Source organism: Streptomyces natalensis ATCC 27448, assembly GCF_000935125.1.
GTDB classification, from domain to species: domain Bacteria; phylum Actinomycetota; class Actinomycetes; order Streptomycetales; family Streptomycetaceae; genus Streptomyces; species Streptomyces natalensis.
This window is the reverse complement of record NZ_JRKI01000010.1, coordinates 244,798-262,296: the sequence shown is the minus strand read 5'-3', so window position 1 is coordinate 262,296 and position 17,499 is coordinate 244,798. Positions and strand designations below refer to the sequence as shown.

Here is a 17,499-nt window from a genome sequence, read left to right as displayed (position 1 = left end):
GGGGACAGGCGCCGCGCAGTGCCGCCGCACGACGTTGTACGGGGACATCGGGGGACGGTCGGGCAGGGCCGTTACACGGTCAGTGCGCGATCCGTCGGCTTGATGGGGGCGGGCAGGGCGCTGACGCCGGTCAGGAAGCGGTCCACGCCGCGGGCGGCGGAGCGGCCCTCGGCGATGGCCCAGACGATCAGCGACTGGCCGCGGCCGGCGTCACCGGCGACGTACACGCCGGGGACGTTGGTGGCGAAGTCCGCGTCGCGGGCGATGTTGCCGCGGGCGTCCAGCTCCAGGCCGAACTGCTCGACCAGGCCGTTGTCCTGGTCGGTGCCGGTGAAGCCCATGGCGAGGGTGACCAGCTGGGCGGGGATCTTGCGCTCGGTGCCCGGCTTCTGCTCCAGCTTGCCGTCCTTGAACTCCACCTCGATCAGGTGCAGGAACTGGACGTTGCCGTCCTCGTCGCCCTCGAAGTGGGTGGTGGAGACGGAGTAGACCCGCTCGCCGCCCTCCTCGTGCGCGGAGGTGACCTTGTAGAGCATGGGGAAGGTCGGCCAGGGCTGGCCGGCGCTGCGCTCCTCGCCCGGCTTGGGCATGATCTCCAGCTGGGTGACGGAGGCCGCGCCCTGGCGGTGGGCGGTGCCGACGCAGTCCGCGCCGGTGTCGCCGCCGCCGATGACCACGACGTGCTTGCCCTCGGCGGTGATCGGGGTGACCGTCAGGTCGCCCTCCTGCACCTTGTTGGCGAGCGGCAGGTACTCCATCGCGAAGTGGATACCGTTCAGCTCACGGCCGGGCACCGGCAGGTCGCGGGAGGTGGTGGCACCGGCGGCGATGACGACGGCGTCGTAGCGCTTGCGCAGCTTCTTCGCGTCGATGTCGCGGCCGATCTCCACCTCCGTACGGAACTTGGTGCCCTCCGCGCGCATCTGCTCGATACGGCGGTTGATGTGGCGCTTTTCCATCTTGAACTCGGGGATGCCGTAGCGCAGGAGTCCGCCGATACGGTCCGCGCGCTCGTAGACGGCGACGGTGTGGCCGGCCCGGGTCAGCTGCTGGGCGGCGGCCAGACCGGCGGGGCCGGAGCCGATGACGGCGACGGTCTTGCCGGAGAGGCGCTCGGGCGGCTGCGGGGTGACGTCCCCGTTGTCCCACGCCTTGTCGATGATGGAGACCTCGACGTTCTTGATGGTCACCGGCTGCTGGTTGATGCCCAGCACACAGGCGGCCTCACAGGGGGCGGGGCACAGGCGGCCGGTGAACTCCGGGAAGTTGTTGGTCGCGTGCAGCCGCTCGCTGGCCTCGGTCCAGTCCTCGCGGTAGGCGTAGTCGTTCCACTCGGGGATGAGGTTTCCGAGGGGGCAGCCGTTGTGGCAGAAGGGGATGCCGCAGTCCATGCAGCGCGACGCCTGCTTGGTGATGATCGGCAGCAGGGAGCCGGGCCGGTAGACCTCGTTCCAGTCCTTGACGCGCTCCTCGACGGGGCGGGTCGTGGCGATCTCGCGCTGGTGGTTCAGGAAGCCCTTGGGGTCAGCCATTGGTCGCCGCCTCCATCATCTTCTCGTGGGTCTCGGACTCGGACAGTCCGGCTCGCTCGGCGGCGTCCTTGGCGGCGAGCACTGCCTGGTAGGTGGCCGGGACGACCTTGCGGAAGCGCGCGGCGGCCGCGTCCCAGTCGGCGAGGAGCTTGGCGGCGACGGTGGAGCCGGTCTCCTCCTGGTGGCGGCGCACCACATCGTGCAGCCACTGCTTGTCGGCGTCGGCCAACTCCGTCACGGTGTCGGCCAGTTCGCGGTTGACCATGTCCGGGTCGAGGTCGATGACGTAGGCGATGCCGCCGGACATGCCCGCCGCGAAGTTGCGGCCGGTCTCGCCCAGGATGACGGCGTGGCCGCCGGTCATGTACTCGCAGCCGTGGTCGCCGACGCCCTCGGAGACCACCAGCGCACCGGAGTTACGGACGCAGAAGCGCTCGCCGACCCGGCCGCGCAGGAACAGCTCGCCGCCGGTGGCGCCGTAGGCGAGGGTGTTGCCGGCGATGGTGGAGTACTCGGCGAGGTGGTCGGCGCCGCGGTCCGGGCGGACGACGACGCGGCCGCCGGAGAGGCCCTTGCCGACGTAGTCGTTGGCGTCGCCCTCCAGGCGCAGCGTGACGCCGCGCGGCAGGAACGCGCCGAAGGACTGGCCGGCCGAGCCGGTGAAGGTGATGTCGATGGTGTCGTCGGGCAGGCCCGCACCGCCGAACTTCTTGGTGACCTGGTGGCCGAGCATGGTGCCGACGGTCCGGTTGATGTTGCGGATCGCGATCTGGGCCCGGACGGGCTGCGCGGCCTCGGCGCTCTCCGCGGCCAGGGCGTCGGCGGCGAGCTCGATCAGCTCGTTGTCCAGCGCCTTCTCCAGGCCGTGGTCCTGGACGGTGACCTGGTGGCGGACGGCGCCCTCGGCCAGCTCGGGGACGTACAGCAGCGGGGCCAGGTCCAGGCCCTGCGCCTTCCAGTGGTCTATGGCCTTGGCGGTGTCGAGCAGTTCGGCGTGGCCGACGGCCTCGTCCAGGCTCCGGAAGCCCAGCTCGGCCAGGAGCTCGCGGACCTCTTCGGCGATGAACCGGAAGAAGTTGACGACGTATTCGGCCTTGCCGCTGAACCGTTCGCGCAGCGTCGGGTTCTGGGTGGCGATGCCGACCGGGCAGGTGTCCAGGTGGCAGACGCGCATCATGACGCAGCCGGAGACGACGAGCGGCGCGGTCGCGAAACCGAACTCCTCGGCGCCCAGCAGCGCGGCGATGACGACGTCGCGGCCGGTCTTGAGCTGACCGTCGGTCTGCACGACGATGCGGTCGCGCAGGCCGTTGAGCAGCAGCGTCTGCTGGGTCTCGGCGAGTCCCAGCTCCCAGGGGCCGCCCGCGTGCTTGAGGGAGGTCAGCGGGGAGGCGCCCGTACCGCCGTCGTGGCCGGAGATCAGGACGACGTCCGCATGCGCCTTGGAGACACCGGCGGCGACCGTGCCGACGCCGACCTCGGAGACCAGCTTCACGTGGATGCGGGCCGCCGGGTTGGCGTTCTTGAGGTCGTGGATCAGCTGCGCCAGGTCCTCGATGGAGTAGATGTCGTGGTGCGGCGGCGGGGAGATCAGGCCCACGCCCGGCGTCGAGTGCCGGGTCTTGGCGACCCACGGGTAGACCTTGTGGCCGGGCAGCTGGCCGCCCTCGCCGGGCTTGGCGCCCTGGGCCATCTTGATCTGGATGTCGTCGGAGTTGACGAGGTATTCGGACGTGACGCCGAAGCGGCCGGAGGCGACCTGCTTGATGCTGGACCGGCGCGCCGGGTCGTACAGGCGCTCCGGGTCCTCGCCGCCCTCACCGGTGTTGGACTTGCCGCCCAGCTGGTTCATGGCGATGGCGAGCGTCTCGTGCGCCTCGCGGGAGATGGAGCCGTACGACATGGCGCCGGTGGAGAAGCGCTTGACGATCTCGGACGCCGACTCGACCTCGTCGATCGGGATCGAGGGGCGGTCGGACTTGAAGCCGAACAGGCCGCGCAGCGTCATCAGCCGCTCGGACTGCTCGTTCACCCGCTCGGTGTACTGCTTGAAGATGTCGTAGCGGCGCTCGCGGGTGGAGTGCTGGAGCCGGAAGACGGTGTCCGGGTCGAAGAGGTGCGGTTCGCCCTCGCGGCGCCACTGGTACTCGCCGCCGATCTCCAGCGCGCGGTGCGTGGCGGCGATGCCGGAGGCCGGGTACGCCTTGGCGTGGCGGGCGGCGACCTCCTTGGCGATGACGTCCAGGCCCGCGCCGCCGATCTTGGTGGCGGTGCCGTGGAAGTACTGGGCGACGAACTCCTCGTCCAGGCCGACGGCTTCGAAGACCTGCGCGCCGCGGTAGGAGGCGACGGTGGAGATGCCCATCTTGGACATGACCTTCAGGACGCCCTTGCCGAGCGCCTTGATCAGGTTCTTGATGGCGGTTTCGGTCTCGACGCCGGGCAGGAACGTTCCGGCCCGGACCAGGTCCTCGACGGACTCCATCGCCAGGTACGGGTTGACCGCGGCGGCGCCGTAGCCGATGAGCAGCGCGACGTGGTGGACCTCGCGGACGTCACCGGCCTCGACCAGCAGGCCGACCTGGGTGCGCTCCTTGGTGGCGATGAGGTGGTGGTGGACCGCGGAGGTCAGCAGCAGCGACGGGATCGGGGCGTGCTCGGCGTCGGAGTGCCGGTCGGACAGGACGATCAGCCGGGCGCCGTCGTCGATGGCCGCGTCGGCCTCGGCGCAGATCTCCTGGATCCGGGCGGCCAGCGCCTCGCCGCCGCCGGAGACCCGGTAGAGGCCGGAGAGGGTCACGGCCTTCATACCGGGCATGTCGCCGTCGGCGTTGATGTGGACGAGCTTGGCCAGCTCGTCGTTGTCGATGACCGGGAACGGCAGCGTGACGCTGCGGCAGGAGGCCGCGGTGGGCTCCAGAAGGTTGCCCTGGGGGCCGAGCGAGGAGATCAGCGAGGTGACCAGTTCCTCGCGGATGGCGTCCAGCGGCGGGTTGGTGACCTGCGCGAAGAGCTGGGTGAAGTAGTCGAACAGCAGCCGGGGGCGCTCGGAGAGCGCGGCGATCGGCGAGTCGGTGCCCATCGAGCCGATCGGCTCGGCGCCGGCCTTGGCCATCGGGGCGAGGATGACGCGCAGCTCTTCCTCGGTGTAGCCGAAGGTCTGCTGGCGGCGGGTGACCGAGGCGTGGGTGTGCACGATGTGCTCGCGCTCGGGCAGGTCGGCCAGGTCGAGCAGGCCGGCCTCCAGCCACTCCTGGTAGGGCTGCTCGGCGGCGAGCTGCGCCTTGATCTCGTCGTCCTCGATGATGCGGCGCTCGGCGGTGTCGACGAGGAACATCTTGCCGGGCTGGAGGCGGCCCTTGCGGACGACCCTGGCCGGGTCGATGTCCAGGACGCCGACCTCGGAGGAGAGCACGACCAGGCCGTCGTCGGTGACCCAGTAGCGGCCGGGGCGCAGACCGTTGCGGTCGAGGACCGCGCCGACCTGGGTGCCGTCGGTGAAGGTGACGCAGGCCGGGCCGTCCCAGGGCTCCATCATCGTGGAGTGGTACTGGTAGAAGGCGCGCCGGGCCGGGTCCATGGCGGGGGCGTTCTCCCACGCCTCGGGGACCATCATCAGCACCGAGTGCGGCAGCGAGCGGCCGCCGAGGTGGAGCAGCTCCAGGACCTCGTCGAAGGAGGCGGAGTCGGAGGCGTCCGGCGTGCAGACCGGGAAGATCCGCTCCAGCTTCTCGCTGCCGAACAGCTCGGAGGCGAGCTGGGACTCGCGGGCGCGCATCCAGTTGCGGTTGCCCTTGACCGTGTTGATCTCGCCGTTGTGCGCGACGAAGCGGTACGGGTGGGCCAGCGGCCAGCTCGGGAAGGTGTTGGTGGAGAACCGCGAGTGGACCAGCGCGATGGCGGTGGCGAAGCGGCGGTCCGAGAGGTCCGGGAAGAAGGGCTCCAGCTGGCCGGTGGTCAGCATGCCCTTGTAGACGATCGTGCGCGAGGAGAGCGAGGGGAAGTAGACCCCGGCCTCGCGCTCGGCGCGCTTGCGCAGCGCGAACGCCTTGCGGTCCAGCGCCAGGCCGGTGTTCTCGCCGTCGCCGACGAACAGCTGGGAGAAGGCCGGCATGGTGGCGCGGGCGCCGTTGCCCAGCAGTTCGGGGGCGACGGGGACGACCCGCCAGCCGATGACGTCCAAGCCCTCTTCGGCAGCGATCGTCTCGATGCGCGAGACGGCGTCGGCCGCATCCTGGGCTGCGGACGGCAGGAAGGCGATGCCTACGGCGTAGCCGCCGGCCTCGGGGAGCGCGAAGGTGACCTCGTCCCGCAGGAAAGCGTCCGGAACCTGGAGCAGAATGCCGGCGCCGTCCCCGGAGTCGGGCTCCGAGCCGGTGGCACCGCGGTGCTCCAGGTTCGTCAGGACGGTGAGCGCCTGCTCGACCAGCGTGTGGCTGGCCTCGCCGGTGAGGGTGGCCACAAAGCCGACGCCACAGGCGTCGTGCTCATTGCGAGGGTCGTACATCCCCTGCTGGGCGGGGCGCCCGTCCATGGGCGACCAGGCGGCGCTGGCGCTGCCGGTGGTCGCGGAGTGCGTGGACGCGGAACGCATCGGCTCTCCCAACGTCGTCGTGGCATAGGTATTGCCGAGGGACGACGTTGGCCCTCCGCGAAAATTTTCGTGCAGGTTACAGGATGGCCCACTTCTCAAGAAGCGGATAGCGCCTTCCAACATACGGACACCGCGCGGGGCGGTGGATCAGGGACACAGCGGACATTCCGCCATCCTGTAATGCGGCGATCGTCGAGCGACTCTGCCCGCGACGCGCCTGGGCCTTATGCCCCGCCGTCAACAAATCGAAACCGCCGAGTAACACATTCATTATGCGAGGCCCCGCACGCCGCGTCACCCTACGGCGGTTCCGAACAACGTTCCCAGGATGTACGTCACACCCGCGGCCGCGCCACCCAGGGCCAGTTGGCGCAGCCCGCTGAACCACCACGAGCGCGCCGTCACACGCGCCACGACCGCCCCGCAAGCAAACAGTCCGACCAGCGCCAGCAGCACCGCCGGCCACAATGCCGTGGCCCCCAAAAGGTAGGGAAGCACAGGCAAAATCGCGCCCAGAGCAAATGAACCGAAGGAAGAAATGGCGGCTACGGCGGGCGAAGGAAGGTCGGACGGGTCTATTCCCAATTCTTCGCGAGCGTGAATTTCCAGCGCCTGCTCGGGGTCGCGGGAGAGCTGCTCGGCCACCTGCCGGGCCAGCTCCGGCTCGACGCCCCGCGAGGCGTACAGCGCCGCCAGCTCCTCCAGCTCGTCCTTGGGGTGCTTGCGCAGCTCGGCCCGCTCGATGTCCAGCTCGGCCTGCACCAGCTCACGCTGCGAGGCGACCGAGGTGTACTCCCCCGCGGCCATCGAGAAGGCACCGGCGGCCAGACCGGCCAGTCCGGTCAGCACGATGGTCCCCGGCGCCACGGCGCCGCCGGCGACACCGGTCATCAGGGCGAGGTTCGAGACCAGCCCGTCCATCGCACCGAAGACGGCGGGGCGCAGCCAGCCGCCGTTGACGTCACGGTGCGTGTGGTTGTCACGGTGCGCCACATGCGTCGGCGCCGCGCTGTCCATGATCTCCAGGACTGACATCTAGGGACCCTCTCCCTTCCGCGAGGTGTGGGCCGATGGCGGCGCTTCCCCCTGCAACACCTCGAAGTTATGCGGCAAGACCCCTGCGCCGCTAGCAAGGAAGGCCGAACTTACCGCTCTGACCTGCGGCTTTACCGAAAACCCGTTGCTGATGCATCATCAGATGGCGCCGTCGACCGGGTGACCTCGCCGCCCGGGGCGCCAGAGGCGGCCCCTTACGGGGGACGGATAGACCCCGACCCGTACGAGGAAAGGGCCCGCCATGAGCGCATCCGCTCCCCCGTCCGCGCCGGCGCCTGCGCCGGATGCGCTGCGTGACCGGGGGCGCGGGGCGATGCTCGGGCTGGCGGTCGGCGATGCGCTCGGCGCGCCCGCGGAGAACATGAAGCCCTCGGAGATCCGCCGGCGCTGGGGCCGTATCGAGGGCTTCGTCGAGGACGTTCCGGCCGGTACGGACGACACCGAGTACGCGATCTTCTCCGGACTGCTGCTGGCCGCCCACGGTGCGGCGCTGACCGTCGCCGATGTGGAGGCGGCCTGGCACCAGTGGATCGCGGACCGTGACGAGGGCCCGTTCCGCGGTGCGGGCTTCAGCGAACGCGGCACCCTGGAGAACCTGCGCCGGGGACTCGCCGCCCCGATCTCGGCCCAGCACCGGCACGCCTGGAGCGACGGGCTGGCGATGCGCGCCGCGCCCTTCGGGGTGTTCGCGGCGGGGCGGCCCGCCGAGGCCGCCCGGCTGGTGGCCGTCGACGGCACGGTCAGCCACGACGGCGAGGGGATCCACGGCGGCCGGGCGGTGGCCGCCGGGGTCGCCGCCGCCATGGTCGCCGGGGATCCCCCCGCCGTCGCGGTGGACGCGGTGATCGCCGCCGCGCTCTTGGTCATCCCCGAGGACTCCTGGACCGCCCGCTCGCTGGGCCGCGCGGTCGGCGCCGCCCGGCGCTGCCGGCACGACCCCGGCAGCACACCGCTGGACACCGAGCGGGCGGTGCGCTCGGCCGTCGTCGTCGGCGGCTACCCCTGGACGGATCTGGCCCCCGAGGCCGTCGGACTGGCCTTCGGGGCGTTCGCCGCCGCCCGCGGGGACTTCGCACGATCGGTCCTGACGGCCGTCAACATGGGCCGCGACGCCGACACCACGGCCGCGGTCGCGGGCGCCCTGGCCGGGGCGCTGGGCGGCGCCGCGGCCATCCCCCCTGCCTGGGCCGCCGCCATCGGCCCGGCCCGCGGCAGCTGTCTGCCCTCGATCGCGGGCCACCACGTCCTGGACATCGCGGAGCTGCTCACGCCCGCCGGCGCCGGCGCCGCGGTATGACCCCGCTCCGCGGCCGGATCGAGGGCCTGCTGCTCGGGCTGGCCGCCGGGGACGCCGCCGGCTGGCCCGCCGCCCGGCACCGGGCGGCGCGGATGCCCGAGTGGACCCGGCGGCTGACCCGCGAGCTGGACACCTTCGCCGAGCAGAACGCCACCACCACGCTGCCGGTCCCCATCGCCCTGAACCAGCCGCCCGAACCGCTGCGGCTGGGCCCCTCCGACGACGCCGAGTGGGCCGCCTTCACCGCCGAATCGGTGCTCACGGCCGCCGGCACACGGCTCGGCGACCCGGGCCGCGACCACCGGATGCGAGCCGCCCTGGACCTGGCCTGGACCGGGCTGGCCGGGGAGATCGCCGCGGCCGCCGACCGGGCGCCCGAGGTGGAATCCGCGGTCCTGCCGCTGCGCGCCCGGATCTCGGTACGGGCCGGGCTGGGCAACCTCGCCGCCGGGCTGCGCCCGCCCGCCACCGGCCACGACAACCCGCACTACTTCGACGACGCGGCCTGCGTACGGGCCGCCGTCCTCGCGGTGGTCCGTCCGGGTGACCCGGCCGCGGCCGCCGACCTGGCCGAGTACGACGCCCGCTACACCCAGGACGGCGACGGGGTGCACGGCGCCCGCGCCATGGCCGCGGCGGTGGCGGCGGCCCTCGGCCGGGCGCCGGTGGACGCCTGTGTGGACGCGGCCCTCGGCCAGCTCCCCGAGGGCACCGAGATCCGCCGCAACGCCTGGCACGCGGTCGCCCTCGCCCGCGGTGCACCCGGCGGCGCCTTCGCGCTGGTCCCTGTCCTGGAGCACGAGATCGTCGACCACGTGTACAGCTACGGCATCGCCGCCGCCGAGACCGTCCCCGTCGCCCTGGCCCTGGCCCTCGCGGGCGGCGGCCGGGTCGCCGAGGCGATCCCTGCCGCCGCCTGCCTCTCCCGCGTCGCCGACTCCGCACCCGCCCTCGCCGGCGCTCTGACCGGCGCGCTCGGCGGCGCCGCCGCACTGCCGCCGAGCTGGCGTGCCGCCTGCCGGGTGCTGTCGGGCTGTGCGCTGCCACGGCTGGCCGGAACGGATCTGGTCGAGCTGGCGGGGCGGCTGGCCGACAGCGAACCGACAGGCCGTCACCCCGACGGGCACCGCGGCGTTGCCCCCGGCGATACGGGCCCCACGGGCGGCCCGCCCCACTCCCTCACCGTGGAAGGACCGACCCGCACATGACCGACACGATGCAGACCTCCCCGAAGGGCCCCCTGACCGGGCCCTCCCCGCTGGCGGACCGGGCGGCCGGCTGCCTGGTCGGGGCCGCCGTCGGCGATGCGCTCGGCGGACCGGTCGAGGGCTGGACACCGGAGCAGATCACCGCCCGGCACGGCGGCCGGGTCACCGGCATCGTCGGACCGTTCCACGAGAACTGGCGCACCGCCCGCCCGCTCGCGCCGTACCACAAGGGCAACGGCCATGTCACCGACGACACCCTGATGACCCATGCGCTGGTACGGGTCTACGAGAAGGTCCGCGACCATCTCGACGCCTTCGACATCGCCGACCATCTCGTCCCGGATCTGATCGGCACCCCGCGTTGGATCCCCGAGCTGGAGGACGAGGCGCTGCCGCTCCAGCGGATCTTCCTGGCCGAGAAGTGGATCGTGGCACGGCTGCACTACGGGCACATCGACCCGCGCGAGGCCGGCGTCGGCAATATCGTCAACTGCGGGGCGGCGATGTACATGGCGCCGGTCGGCATCGTCAACGCCGGTCATCCCGACCGCGCCTACGCCGAGGCGCTGGACATCGCCGGCGCCCACCAGTCCTCCTACGGGCGGGAGGCGGCCGGGGTCTTCGCCGCCGCCGTGGCCGCCGCCTTCGCCCCGGACGCCACCGTGGCCTCCGTGATCGGGCATGCGCTGCGGCTGGCCAAGGACGGCACCCGCGCGGCGATCGAGGCGGTGTGCGAGGCCGCCGCGCTCCACACCGGCTACGAGGCCGCGCTGGCGCCGCTGCGTTCGGCCGTCGCCCCCTTCGACACCGTCGGACCCGATTACCGCGACCCGTCGCTGGGCGCCCGCCGCCCCTCCCGGCTGCACGCCATCGAGGAACTCCCCGTCGCCCTGGGCATGCTGCTCGCCTGCGGCGGCGACTACCGCAGCACGGTGCTGGGGTCGGTCAACTACGGGCGCGACTGCGACTCCATCGCCACGATGAGCGGTGCGCTCGCGGGCGCGATGCACGGCGCCGCCGCCGTACCGTCCGAGTGGGCCGACGAGGTCGCCCGCGCCAGCCGCCTCGATCTGCACGCCCCGGCGGCGGCGATGGCCGCCGTCGCCCGCGAGGTCTTCGCCCGCGATCTGGCCCGCCGCCGGGCCCATGAGCGGGCGTTCGCGGCGCTCGGCGGCGCATGACCGCGGCGGCGGTCGGGCTGCGGGTGACGTGGGTGCAGCCCGAGGACCTGGTGGGGCATGAACTGCGGCAGGCCGCCGAGGACGGGCGCGAGGCGGGCGCGCTCGGCCGGCGCTGGCGCGCGGCGGGCGGCACACCGCCGCCCGACCGCGCCGGGGCCTCGCCGCGCCCGCCGGACCCTTCGCTGCGCCCGCTCGCCGAACGCCTGCTGGACGAACTCGCCCTGATTCCCTGCCCATTGGACGGGGACGAGCCGACGGACCTGACGGCGATCCGGGCGGCCTGCCCGCAATGGCCCACCGTTCAGGGCGAGGTGACGGAGCATCAGACATCCCTCACCGCCCGGTTGGAGGCCGCCTGGCTGGGCCGGGCCGCTGGCTCCCGCCCTGCGCGGGCGGGACTCCCCCACTCTCGGCTCCTCCCCCGGTCTCGGATCCTCCCCCGGTCTCGACTCCGTTCGACCCGGGGGACCCCCATGCGCGGGGCGACCCCCGTCCGGCCGGGGCCAGGTCGTGGACATGGCGATCATCGAGCCGATGCTGACCGTGCTCGGCCCGCAGCCCGTCTGGTACGACCAGCTCGGCTACGTCCAGCCGCGCACCGGCAACCGCTCCGCCAACAACGCGCCCCGCAACACCTACCGCACCGCCGACGGCTCCTGGGTAGCGGTCTCCGCCTCGGCGCAGTCCATCGCCGAACGGGTGATGCGGCTGGTCGGCCGCCCGGAGCTGATCGACGAGCCCTGGTTCACCACCGGCGAGGGACGGGCCCGGCACGCCGACACGCTCGATGCGGCGGTCGGCGACTGGATCGCCCGGCACGGCAAGGAGGAGGTCCTCGCCGCCTTCGAGCGGGCGGAGGCGGCGATCGCACCGGTCCAGGACATCCGCGAGGTGCTGGCGGATCCGCAGTACCGGGCGCTGGAATCGATCACCGAGGTCCCGGACGACGAGCTGGGCACCGTACGGATGCAGAACGTCCTCTTCCGGCTCTCCGAGACGCCGGGTGCCATCCGCTGGGCGGGCCGCGCGCACGGCGCGGACACCGACGAGGTGCTGGCCGGGCTCGGGATGACCGGCGACGAGATCGCCGCGCTCCGGGAGGCGGGCGCGCTGTGACCCCCGCGCAGTGCGCCGACCTGCCTCCCCTGACCTGGCTGTACGTGCCCGGCGACCGGCCGGGGACGGTTGCCAAGGCGCGGGACTGCGGGGCGGATGTGCTGGTGATCGACCTGGAGGACGCGGTCGCCGGGGACCGCAAGGAGTATGCGCTGCGCGCCACCGCCGAGCTGCTGGCCGACCCGGCGCCGGGGCCCCCGGTCCACGTACGCGTCAATGCGCTGGACGGCCCGCTCGCCGAGCGCGAGATCCGCACCCTGGCGGGGCTGCCGGGACTGGCGGGGCTGCGGCTGCCCAAGGTGCAGGGCCCGGCCGAGGTCCGCCGCGCGGCCGCCTGGGCCGACGGCGGGGCCGGTGCGGCGGGGCCCGCGCTGTACGCCCTGCTCGAATCCGCCCTCGGCATCGAGCACGCCTACGCCATCGCCACCGCCCATCCGGCGCTGCGCGGGCTGGCGCTGGGCGAGGCGGATCTGCGCGCCGAGCTGGGGGTACGGGACGACGCGGGGCTGGCCTGGCCGCGCAGCCGGGCGGTGGTCGCGGCCCGGGCGGCCGGTCTGGCGCCGCCGCCGCAGTCGGTCCATCCGGACGTCCGCGATACCCAGGGCCTGGCGCGGTCCTGTGCACAGGGCCGGGACCTGGGCTTCTGGGGCCGGGCGGCGATCCATCCGCGGCAGCTTCCGGTGATCGAGGCGGCCTATCTCCCGTCGGCCGCGGAGGTCGAGGCGGCACAGCAGATCGTGGGGGCCGCGGCCACGGAGGAGGGCGCGCTGGCGCTGCCCGACGGGCGCTTCGTGGATGCGGCGGTGGTGGCGGGGGCGCGGCGGGTACTGGCGCTGGCAAGCAAGCGCCGACGTGCGAGCGCCGACGTGGCTGACCGGGGCGGGAGCCGTTGACGGTTGCGGTCGCCGGGTACTGCGGGTGCTGACATCGGCGGGGCGCCGGCGACAGGGGGTGGCATCCCGGTGGGCGCACCGGAAGGCGAAACGCCGGGCGGCCCGCCACCTGGTGGAGGTGGCGGGCCGCCCGGCGCTCGGGATGGTGTGCGGATGCCTCAGGGCTTCTTGGTGCCGCCGCTGCCGGCGGGGGCGTCGGCGTCCTCGGCTTCGTCGGCCTGCCCGGCGGGCTTCGGCTTCTCGTCGGCCGCCCCGTCCTTCTCGGGCTCGTCCTTCGCAGGCTCGTCCTTCGCAGGCTCGTCCTTCGCGGACTCCGCCGCCTCGGCCCCGGGCTTCTTCTCGACCGAGACCTTGGCGTCGGCCTCGGCCTCCGCGTCGGCCTCGGCCCCGTCCGCAGTCTTGGCCTCGGCGTCGGTGTCCGCGCGGGCGGCGGCGTCCGTGCCCTCGCCGTCCGCGCCGTCCGCGCTCTCGCCCTCGGCAAGCTGGGCCCCCGGCTCCACGACCGCCTCGCGGCCCGGTGCCTTCTTGGCCGAGACCACCATGTAGACGACGGCCAGGACGAAGACGATCAGCGCGGTCCAGACGTTCAGCCGCAGGCCCAGGATGTGGTGCGCCTCGTCGACCCGCATGTACTCGATCCAGGAGCGGCCCGCGCAGTACGCGGCGACGTACAGCGCGAAGGCCCGTCCGTGGCCGAGCCGGAAGCGCTTGTCGGCCCAGATCACCAGGGCGGCGACGCCCAGGCACCACAGGGACTCGTACAGGAAGGTCGGGTGGTAGGTGCCGCCGATGCGGCCGATGGCCGGGTCGGAGCTGATCTTCAGCGCCCAGGGCACGTCGGTGGGCTTGCCGTAGAGCTCCTGGTTGAACCAGTTGCCCCAGCGGCCGATCGCCTGCCCGATGGCCAGGCCCGGCGCCAGTGCGTCGGCGTAGGCGGGCAGCGGGATGCCGCGGCGGCGGCAGCCGATCCAGGCGCCCACGGCGCCGAGTGCGACCGCGCCCCAGATGCCGAGGCCGCCGTGCCACACCTTGAAGGCGTCCAGCGGGTGGCCGTTGGCGCCGAAGTACGGCTCGTACGTCGTGATGACGTGGTAGAGGCGCCCGCCGACCAGCCCGAAGGGCACGGCCCAGACCGCGATGTCCGCGACGGTCCCGGAGCGGCCGCCGCGCTGCACCCAGCGCTTGTTGCCGAGCCAGACGCCGACGAAGACGCCGATGATGATGCAGAATGCGTAGCCGCGCAGCGGGATCGGGCCGAGATGCACGACACCGGTCGACGGGCTGGGAATGAATGCGAGGTCCATGGCAGGACCGACGCTACCGCGCCGGGCGGGGTCGGCGACAACCACACCCGGCAACGGCTGCGTAACGACCCTGGGTATCGGGCCATGACGCGGGGTGTCCGGCCGTAACGGCCTGCCGGACAGGCGCGCTACGAGCGGGTGCCCGATCCCGGCTGCCGGGCGCCTGTGGGCGCCTGGGCGGAGTGCCCCTGTGCGGTCCCGGGCGCATGCGAGGCGGGGTGGCCGTGTGAGGTCTTCGGTTCGTGCTCGGCCTTCGGCGGCTGCGCGGGCTTCGGCGAGCGCCCGGGCTCGGGGGCCTGGGGTGTCTGCGGTGTCCCCAGCGGCTTCCCCTTGCTCTCCTCCAGCACCATCTTCTTGAAGTCGGCGGGGCTGAACTTGCCGCCCTTCTCCTTCGAGAGGTCCTTGCCGCCCAGCAGGACGGTGGGCGTGCCCTGGTATCCGGAGCTGGAGAAGGCGGTGCTGGACTTCTCCACGAAGCCGTCGTAGCGGCCGTCGTTGACGCATTTGGTGAAGGCGGGGGACGACAGGCCCTTGACCTTCACGGCGAGCTGGAGCAGGTACTTCTTGTCGGCGAACCGATCCTGCTCCTCGGGCGGCTGCTGGCTGTAGAGCATGTCGTGGTACGCGCGGAACCGGCCGGCGTCCTGGGCGCACAGCGCGGCGTTGGCGGCGGTGTGCGAGCCCCGGCCGCCGGTGTTGCCGTCGATGATCGTGGCGAGGTGGTACTCGGTCTTGAGCCGGCCGGAGTCCTCCAGTTCGTGGATGACGGGGCGGAAGCCGGTCTCGAACTGGCGGCAGGCGGGGCAGCGGAAGTCCTCCCACACCGTCATCTTGACGGGGGCGTTGGGGGCGCCGACGGGGACGGAGGGCTTGTCGCCGCCGCTGGCCAGGTGGGGGCGGGCGCTTTTGTTGTCGGTGCTGCTCTGGCCGCCGCCGACGGTCGCGGCCCAGATGCCGATCCCGGCGGCCGCCGCCAGCGCCGCCACCAGCGAACCGGCCACGATCGTCTGCCGGCTGCGCCGGGCGCGCGCCTGTTCCTTGGCCCGCTGTGCTTGCAGCCGCTCGCGGGCGCTGCGCTTTGCGTCATGATTTTTCTGGTTCACACCCCTGGACAACGAAGCGGAGGGGCGCCGTCGCACCCCTCCGCACCGATGTTCGCCCTATCGGGGGACGCCCGGGAACGTCCCCGGGCCACGGGCTCAGGCCCGCTTGCGCACGCCCTCGGCCAGCTCGCCCGCCAGGGCGCGGACCCCGGCCAGACCGGCGTCGAGGTCGCCGTCGGCGGCCAGCAGCCGCTTGACGAACGCCGAGCCGACGATCACCCCGTCCGCGAACCGGGCGACCTCGGCGGCCTGTCCGGCGTCGGAGACGCCGAGCCCGACGCACACCGGCAGCGCCGTCGTGGCACGGGTGCGCGCCACCAGGTCCTCGGCCTCGCGGCCGACGGACTCGCGGGTGCCGGTGACGCCCATCAGGGAGGCGGCGTACACAAAGCCCGAACCGGCCGCGGTGATCTTGGCGAGCCGCTCGTCGCGGCTGCTCGGGGCGACCACGAAGACGGTGGCCAGGCCGTGCTGCGCGGCGGCCTTGCGCCACACCTCGGACTCCTCGACCGGCAGGTCGGGCAGGATGCAGCCCGCGCCGCCCGCCTCGGCCAGGTCGGCGGCGAAGCGCTCGATGCCGTAGGCGTCGACGGGGTTCCAGTACGTCATGCACAGCACCGGCGCCCCGGTGGCGGCGTGCACCTCGCGGACCGTACGGATCACGTCGACGATCTTGACGCCGCCGCGCAGCGCGATGTCGTCGGCGGTCTGGATGACCGGGCCGTCCAGGACGGGGTCGCTGTGCGGCAGGCCGACCTCGACGATGTCGCAGCCGCCGTCGAGGATCTCGGTCATCGCACGGATGCCGTCGTCGACGGTGGGGAAGCCGGCCGGGAGGTAGCCCACGAGGGCGGCGCGGTTCTCGGTGCGGGCCTGGGCCAGCACCGAGTTCAGGAGCTCAACGTTGCCTGCCATCACTTCTCCCCCTCGCCGGTGGGGCGGATCGCGCCGTTCACGTCGGCCTCGCCTTTGTCGTCGTACAGCCCGAAGTAACGGGCTGCGGTGTCCATGTCCTTGTCGCCGCGGCCGGAGAGGTTGATCAGCAGCAGGCCGTCGGGGCCCAGCTCGCGGCCGACCTCCAGGGCACCGGCCAGGGCGTGGGCACTCTCGATGGCCGGGATGATGCCCTCGGTCTGCGACAGCAGTCGCAGCGCGCGCATCGCCTCGTCGTCGGTGACCGCGCGGTACTCGGCGCGGCCGCTGTCCTTGAGGTAGGCGTGCTCGGGGCCGATGCCCGGGTAGTCCAGACCGGCCGAGATGGAGTACGGCTCGGTGATCTGGCCGTCCTCGTCCTGGAGGACGTAGGACCGCGAGCCGTGCAGGATGCCGGGGGTGCCCTCGGAGAGGGTCGCGGCGTGCTCACCGGTCTCGACGCCGTGGCCGCCGGGCTCGCAGCCGATCAGGCGCACCTGCTCGTCGGCCAGGAAGGCGTGGAAGAGGCCGATGGCGTTGGAGCCGCCGCCGACGCAGGCCAGGGCCACGTCGGGCAGGCGGCCCGCGCGCTGGAGGATCTGGCGGCGGGCCTCGACGCCGATGACCCGGTGGAAGTCGCGGACCAGGGCGGGGAAGGGGTGCGGGCCGGCGACCGTGCCGAAGAGGTAGTGGGTGCGGTCGACGTTGGCGACCCAGTCGCGGAACGCCTCGTTGATGGCGTCCTTGAGGGTGCGGCTGCCGGACTTCACGGCGATGACCTCGGCGCCGAGCATCCGCATCCGGGCGACGTTGAGGGCCTGGCGCTTGGTGTCGATCTCGCCCATGTAGATGGTGCAGTCGAGACCGAAGAGGGCGCAGGCGGTGGCGGTGGCGACGCCGTGCTGGCCGGCGCCGGTCTCGGCGATGACCCGGGTCTTGCCCATCCGCTTGGTGAGCAGTGCCTGCCCCAGCACGTTGTTGATCTTGTGCGAGCCGGTGTGGTTGAGGTCCTCGCGCTTGAGGAACACCCGGGCCCCGCCCGCGTGTTCGGCGAACCGCGGCACCTCGGTGAGCGCGCTGGGGCGCCCGGTGTAGTTGACCAGCAGATCGTCCAGCTCGGCGGCGAACGCGGGGTCGGCCTTGGCCTTCTCGTACTCGGCGGCGACCTCGTCCACGGCGGCGACCAGCGCCTCGGGGATGAACTTGCCGCCGAAGGCGCCGAAGTAGCCCGCGGGGCTGGGGACGTGACCCTCGGGGTCGGGAATGAAGAACTCGGAGGACATCTGACGCGCTCCTCGATCGG

The 17,499-nt window shown here is 72.9% G+C and carries 11 protein-coding genes and 1 pseudogene; 5 read left to right on the top strand and 7 right to left on the bottom strand.

Features of this window, described 5'->3' with window-relative positions; translation table 11 throughout:
• Nucleotides 1–71: 71 nt before the first annotated feature.
• The 3 genes from SNA_RS09545 to SNA_RS09535 form a co-directional block, all read right to left on the bottom strand.
• A complete protein-coding gene (locus tag SNA_RS09545) occupies nucleotides 72–1,532 on the bottom strand; it encodes a glutamate synthase subunit beta (protein WP_044364286.1) in 1,461 nt (486 codons plus the stop codon).
• Nucleotides 1,525–6,126, bottom strand: coding sequence for a glutamate synthase large subunit (gene gltB, locus SNA_RS09540; RefSeq protein ID WP_044364284.1), 4,602 nt, complete (start codon nucleotides 6,124–6,126; stop codon nucleotides 1,525–1,527). The genes SNA_RS09545 and gltB overlap by 8 nt, the downstream gene beginning before the upstream one ends.
• A gap of 294 nt (nucleotides 6,127–6,420) precedes the next feature.
• Nucleotides 6,421–7,161, bottom strand: a complete 741-nt coding sequence (locus tag SNA_RS09535) for a VIT1/CCC1 transporter family protein (RefSeq protein ID WP_420823463.1) — start codon at nucleotides 7,159–7,161, stop codon at nucleotides 6,421–6,423.
• A 262-nt stretch (nucleotides 7,162–7,423) separates the two neighbouring features.
• Between SNA_RS09535 and SNA_RS09530 the strand changes: the two genes are divergently transcribed.
• From SNA_RS09530 to SNA_RS09510, 5 genes and pseudogenes are all read left to right on the top strand, one after another.
• Entirely contained in the window at nucleotides 7,424–8,479 is a 1,056-nt protein-coding gene (locus SNA_RS09530; protein WP_044364282.1) for an ADP-ribosylglycohydrolase family protein, read from the top strand.
• Nucleotides 8,476–9,687 carry an ADP-ribosylglycohydrolase family protein gene (locus SNA_RS09525; RefSeq protein WP_078969787.1) on the top strand — a complete coding sequence of 404 codons (1,212 nt, stop codon included), beginning with the start codon at nucleotides 8,476–8,478 and terminating at the stop codon, nucleotides 9,685–9,687. Before SNA_RS09530 ends, SNA_RS09525 begins: the two co-directional genes overlap by 4 nt.
• A complete protein-coding gene (locus tag SNA_RS09520; protein WP_030064551.1) occupies nucleotides 9,684–10,868 on the top strand; it encodes an ADP-ribosylglycohydrolase family protein in 1,185 nt (394 codons plus the stop codon). Before SNA_RS09525 ends, SNA_RS09520 begins: the two co-directional genes overlap by 4 nt.
• 480 nt (nucleotides 10,869–11,348) lie before the next feature.
• Nucleotides 11,349–11,984, top strand: a pseudogene (locus SNA_RS09515) (CoA transferase); the annotation flags it as partial.
• Nucleotides 11,981–12,877 carry an HpcH/HpaI aldolase/citrate lyase family protein gene (locus SNA_RS09510; protein ID WP_030064549.1) on the top strand — a complete coding sequence of 299 codons (897 nt, stop codon included), beginning with the start codon at nucleotides 11,981–11,983 and terminating at the stop codon, nucleotides 12,875–12,877. The pseudogene SNA_RS09515 and the gene SNA_RS09510, both read left to right, overlap by 4 nt.
• 158 nt (nucleotides 12,878–13,035) lie before the next feature.
• Here SNA_RS09510 and lgt read toward each other — a convergent pair whose 3' ends face one another.
• The 4 genes from lgt to trpB all read right to left on the bottom strand — a co-directional run bounded on the left by lgt (nucleotide 13,036) and on the right by trpB (nucleotide 17,479).
• Entirely contained in the window at nucleotides 13,036–14,181 is a 1,146-nt protein-coding gene (lgt, locus tag SNA_RS09505; RefSeq protein WP_044364280.1) for a prolipoprotein diacylglyceryl transferase, read from the bottom strand.
• Nucleotides 14,182–14,309: 128 nt separating this feature from the next.
• Complete coding sequence (locus SNA_RS09500; RefSeq protein WP_078969786.1) at nucleotides 14,310–15,284, bottom strand: DsbA family protein; 975 nt, start codon at nucleotides 15,282–15,284, stop codon at nucleotides 14,310–14,312.
• A 96-nt stretch (nucleotides 15,285–15,380) separates the two neighbouring features.
• Nucleotides 15,381–16,199: a tryptophan synthase subunit alpha gene (gene trpA / locus SNA_RS09495; protein WP_030064545.1), complete on the bottom strand. Its 819-nt coding sequence runs from the start codon at nucleotides 16,197–16,199 to the stop codon at nucleotides 15,381–15,383.
• Nucleotides 16,199–17,479 (bottom strand): tryptophan synthase subunit beta, encoded by a 1,281-nt coding sequence (gene trpB, locus SNA_RS09490; protein WP_037788930.1) that lies wholly within the window; start codon nucleotides 17,477–17,479, stop codon nucleotides 16,199–16,201. Before trpB ends, trpA begins: the two co-directional genes overlap by 1 nt.
• Between the last annotated feature and the right edge of the window lie 20 nt (nucleotides 17,480–17,499).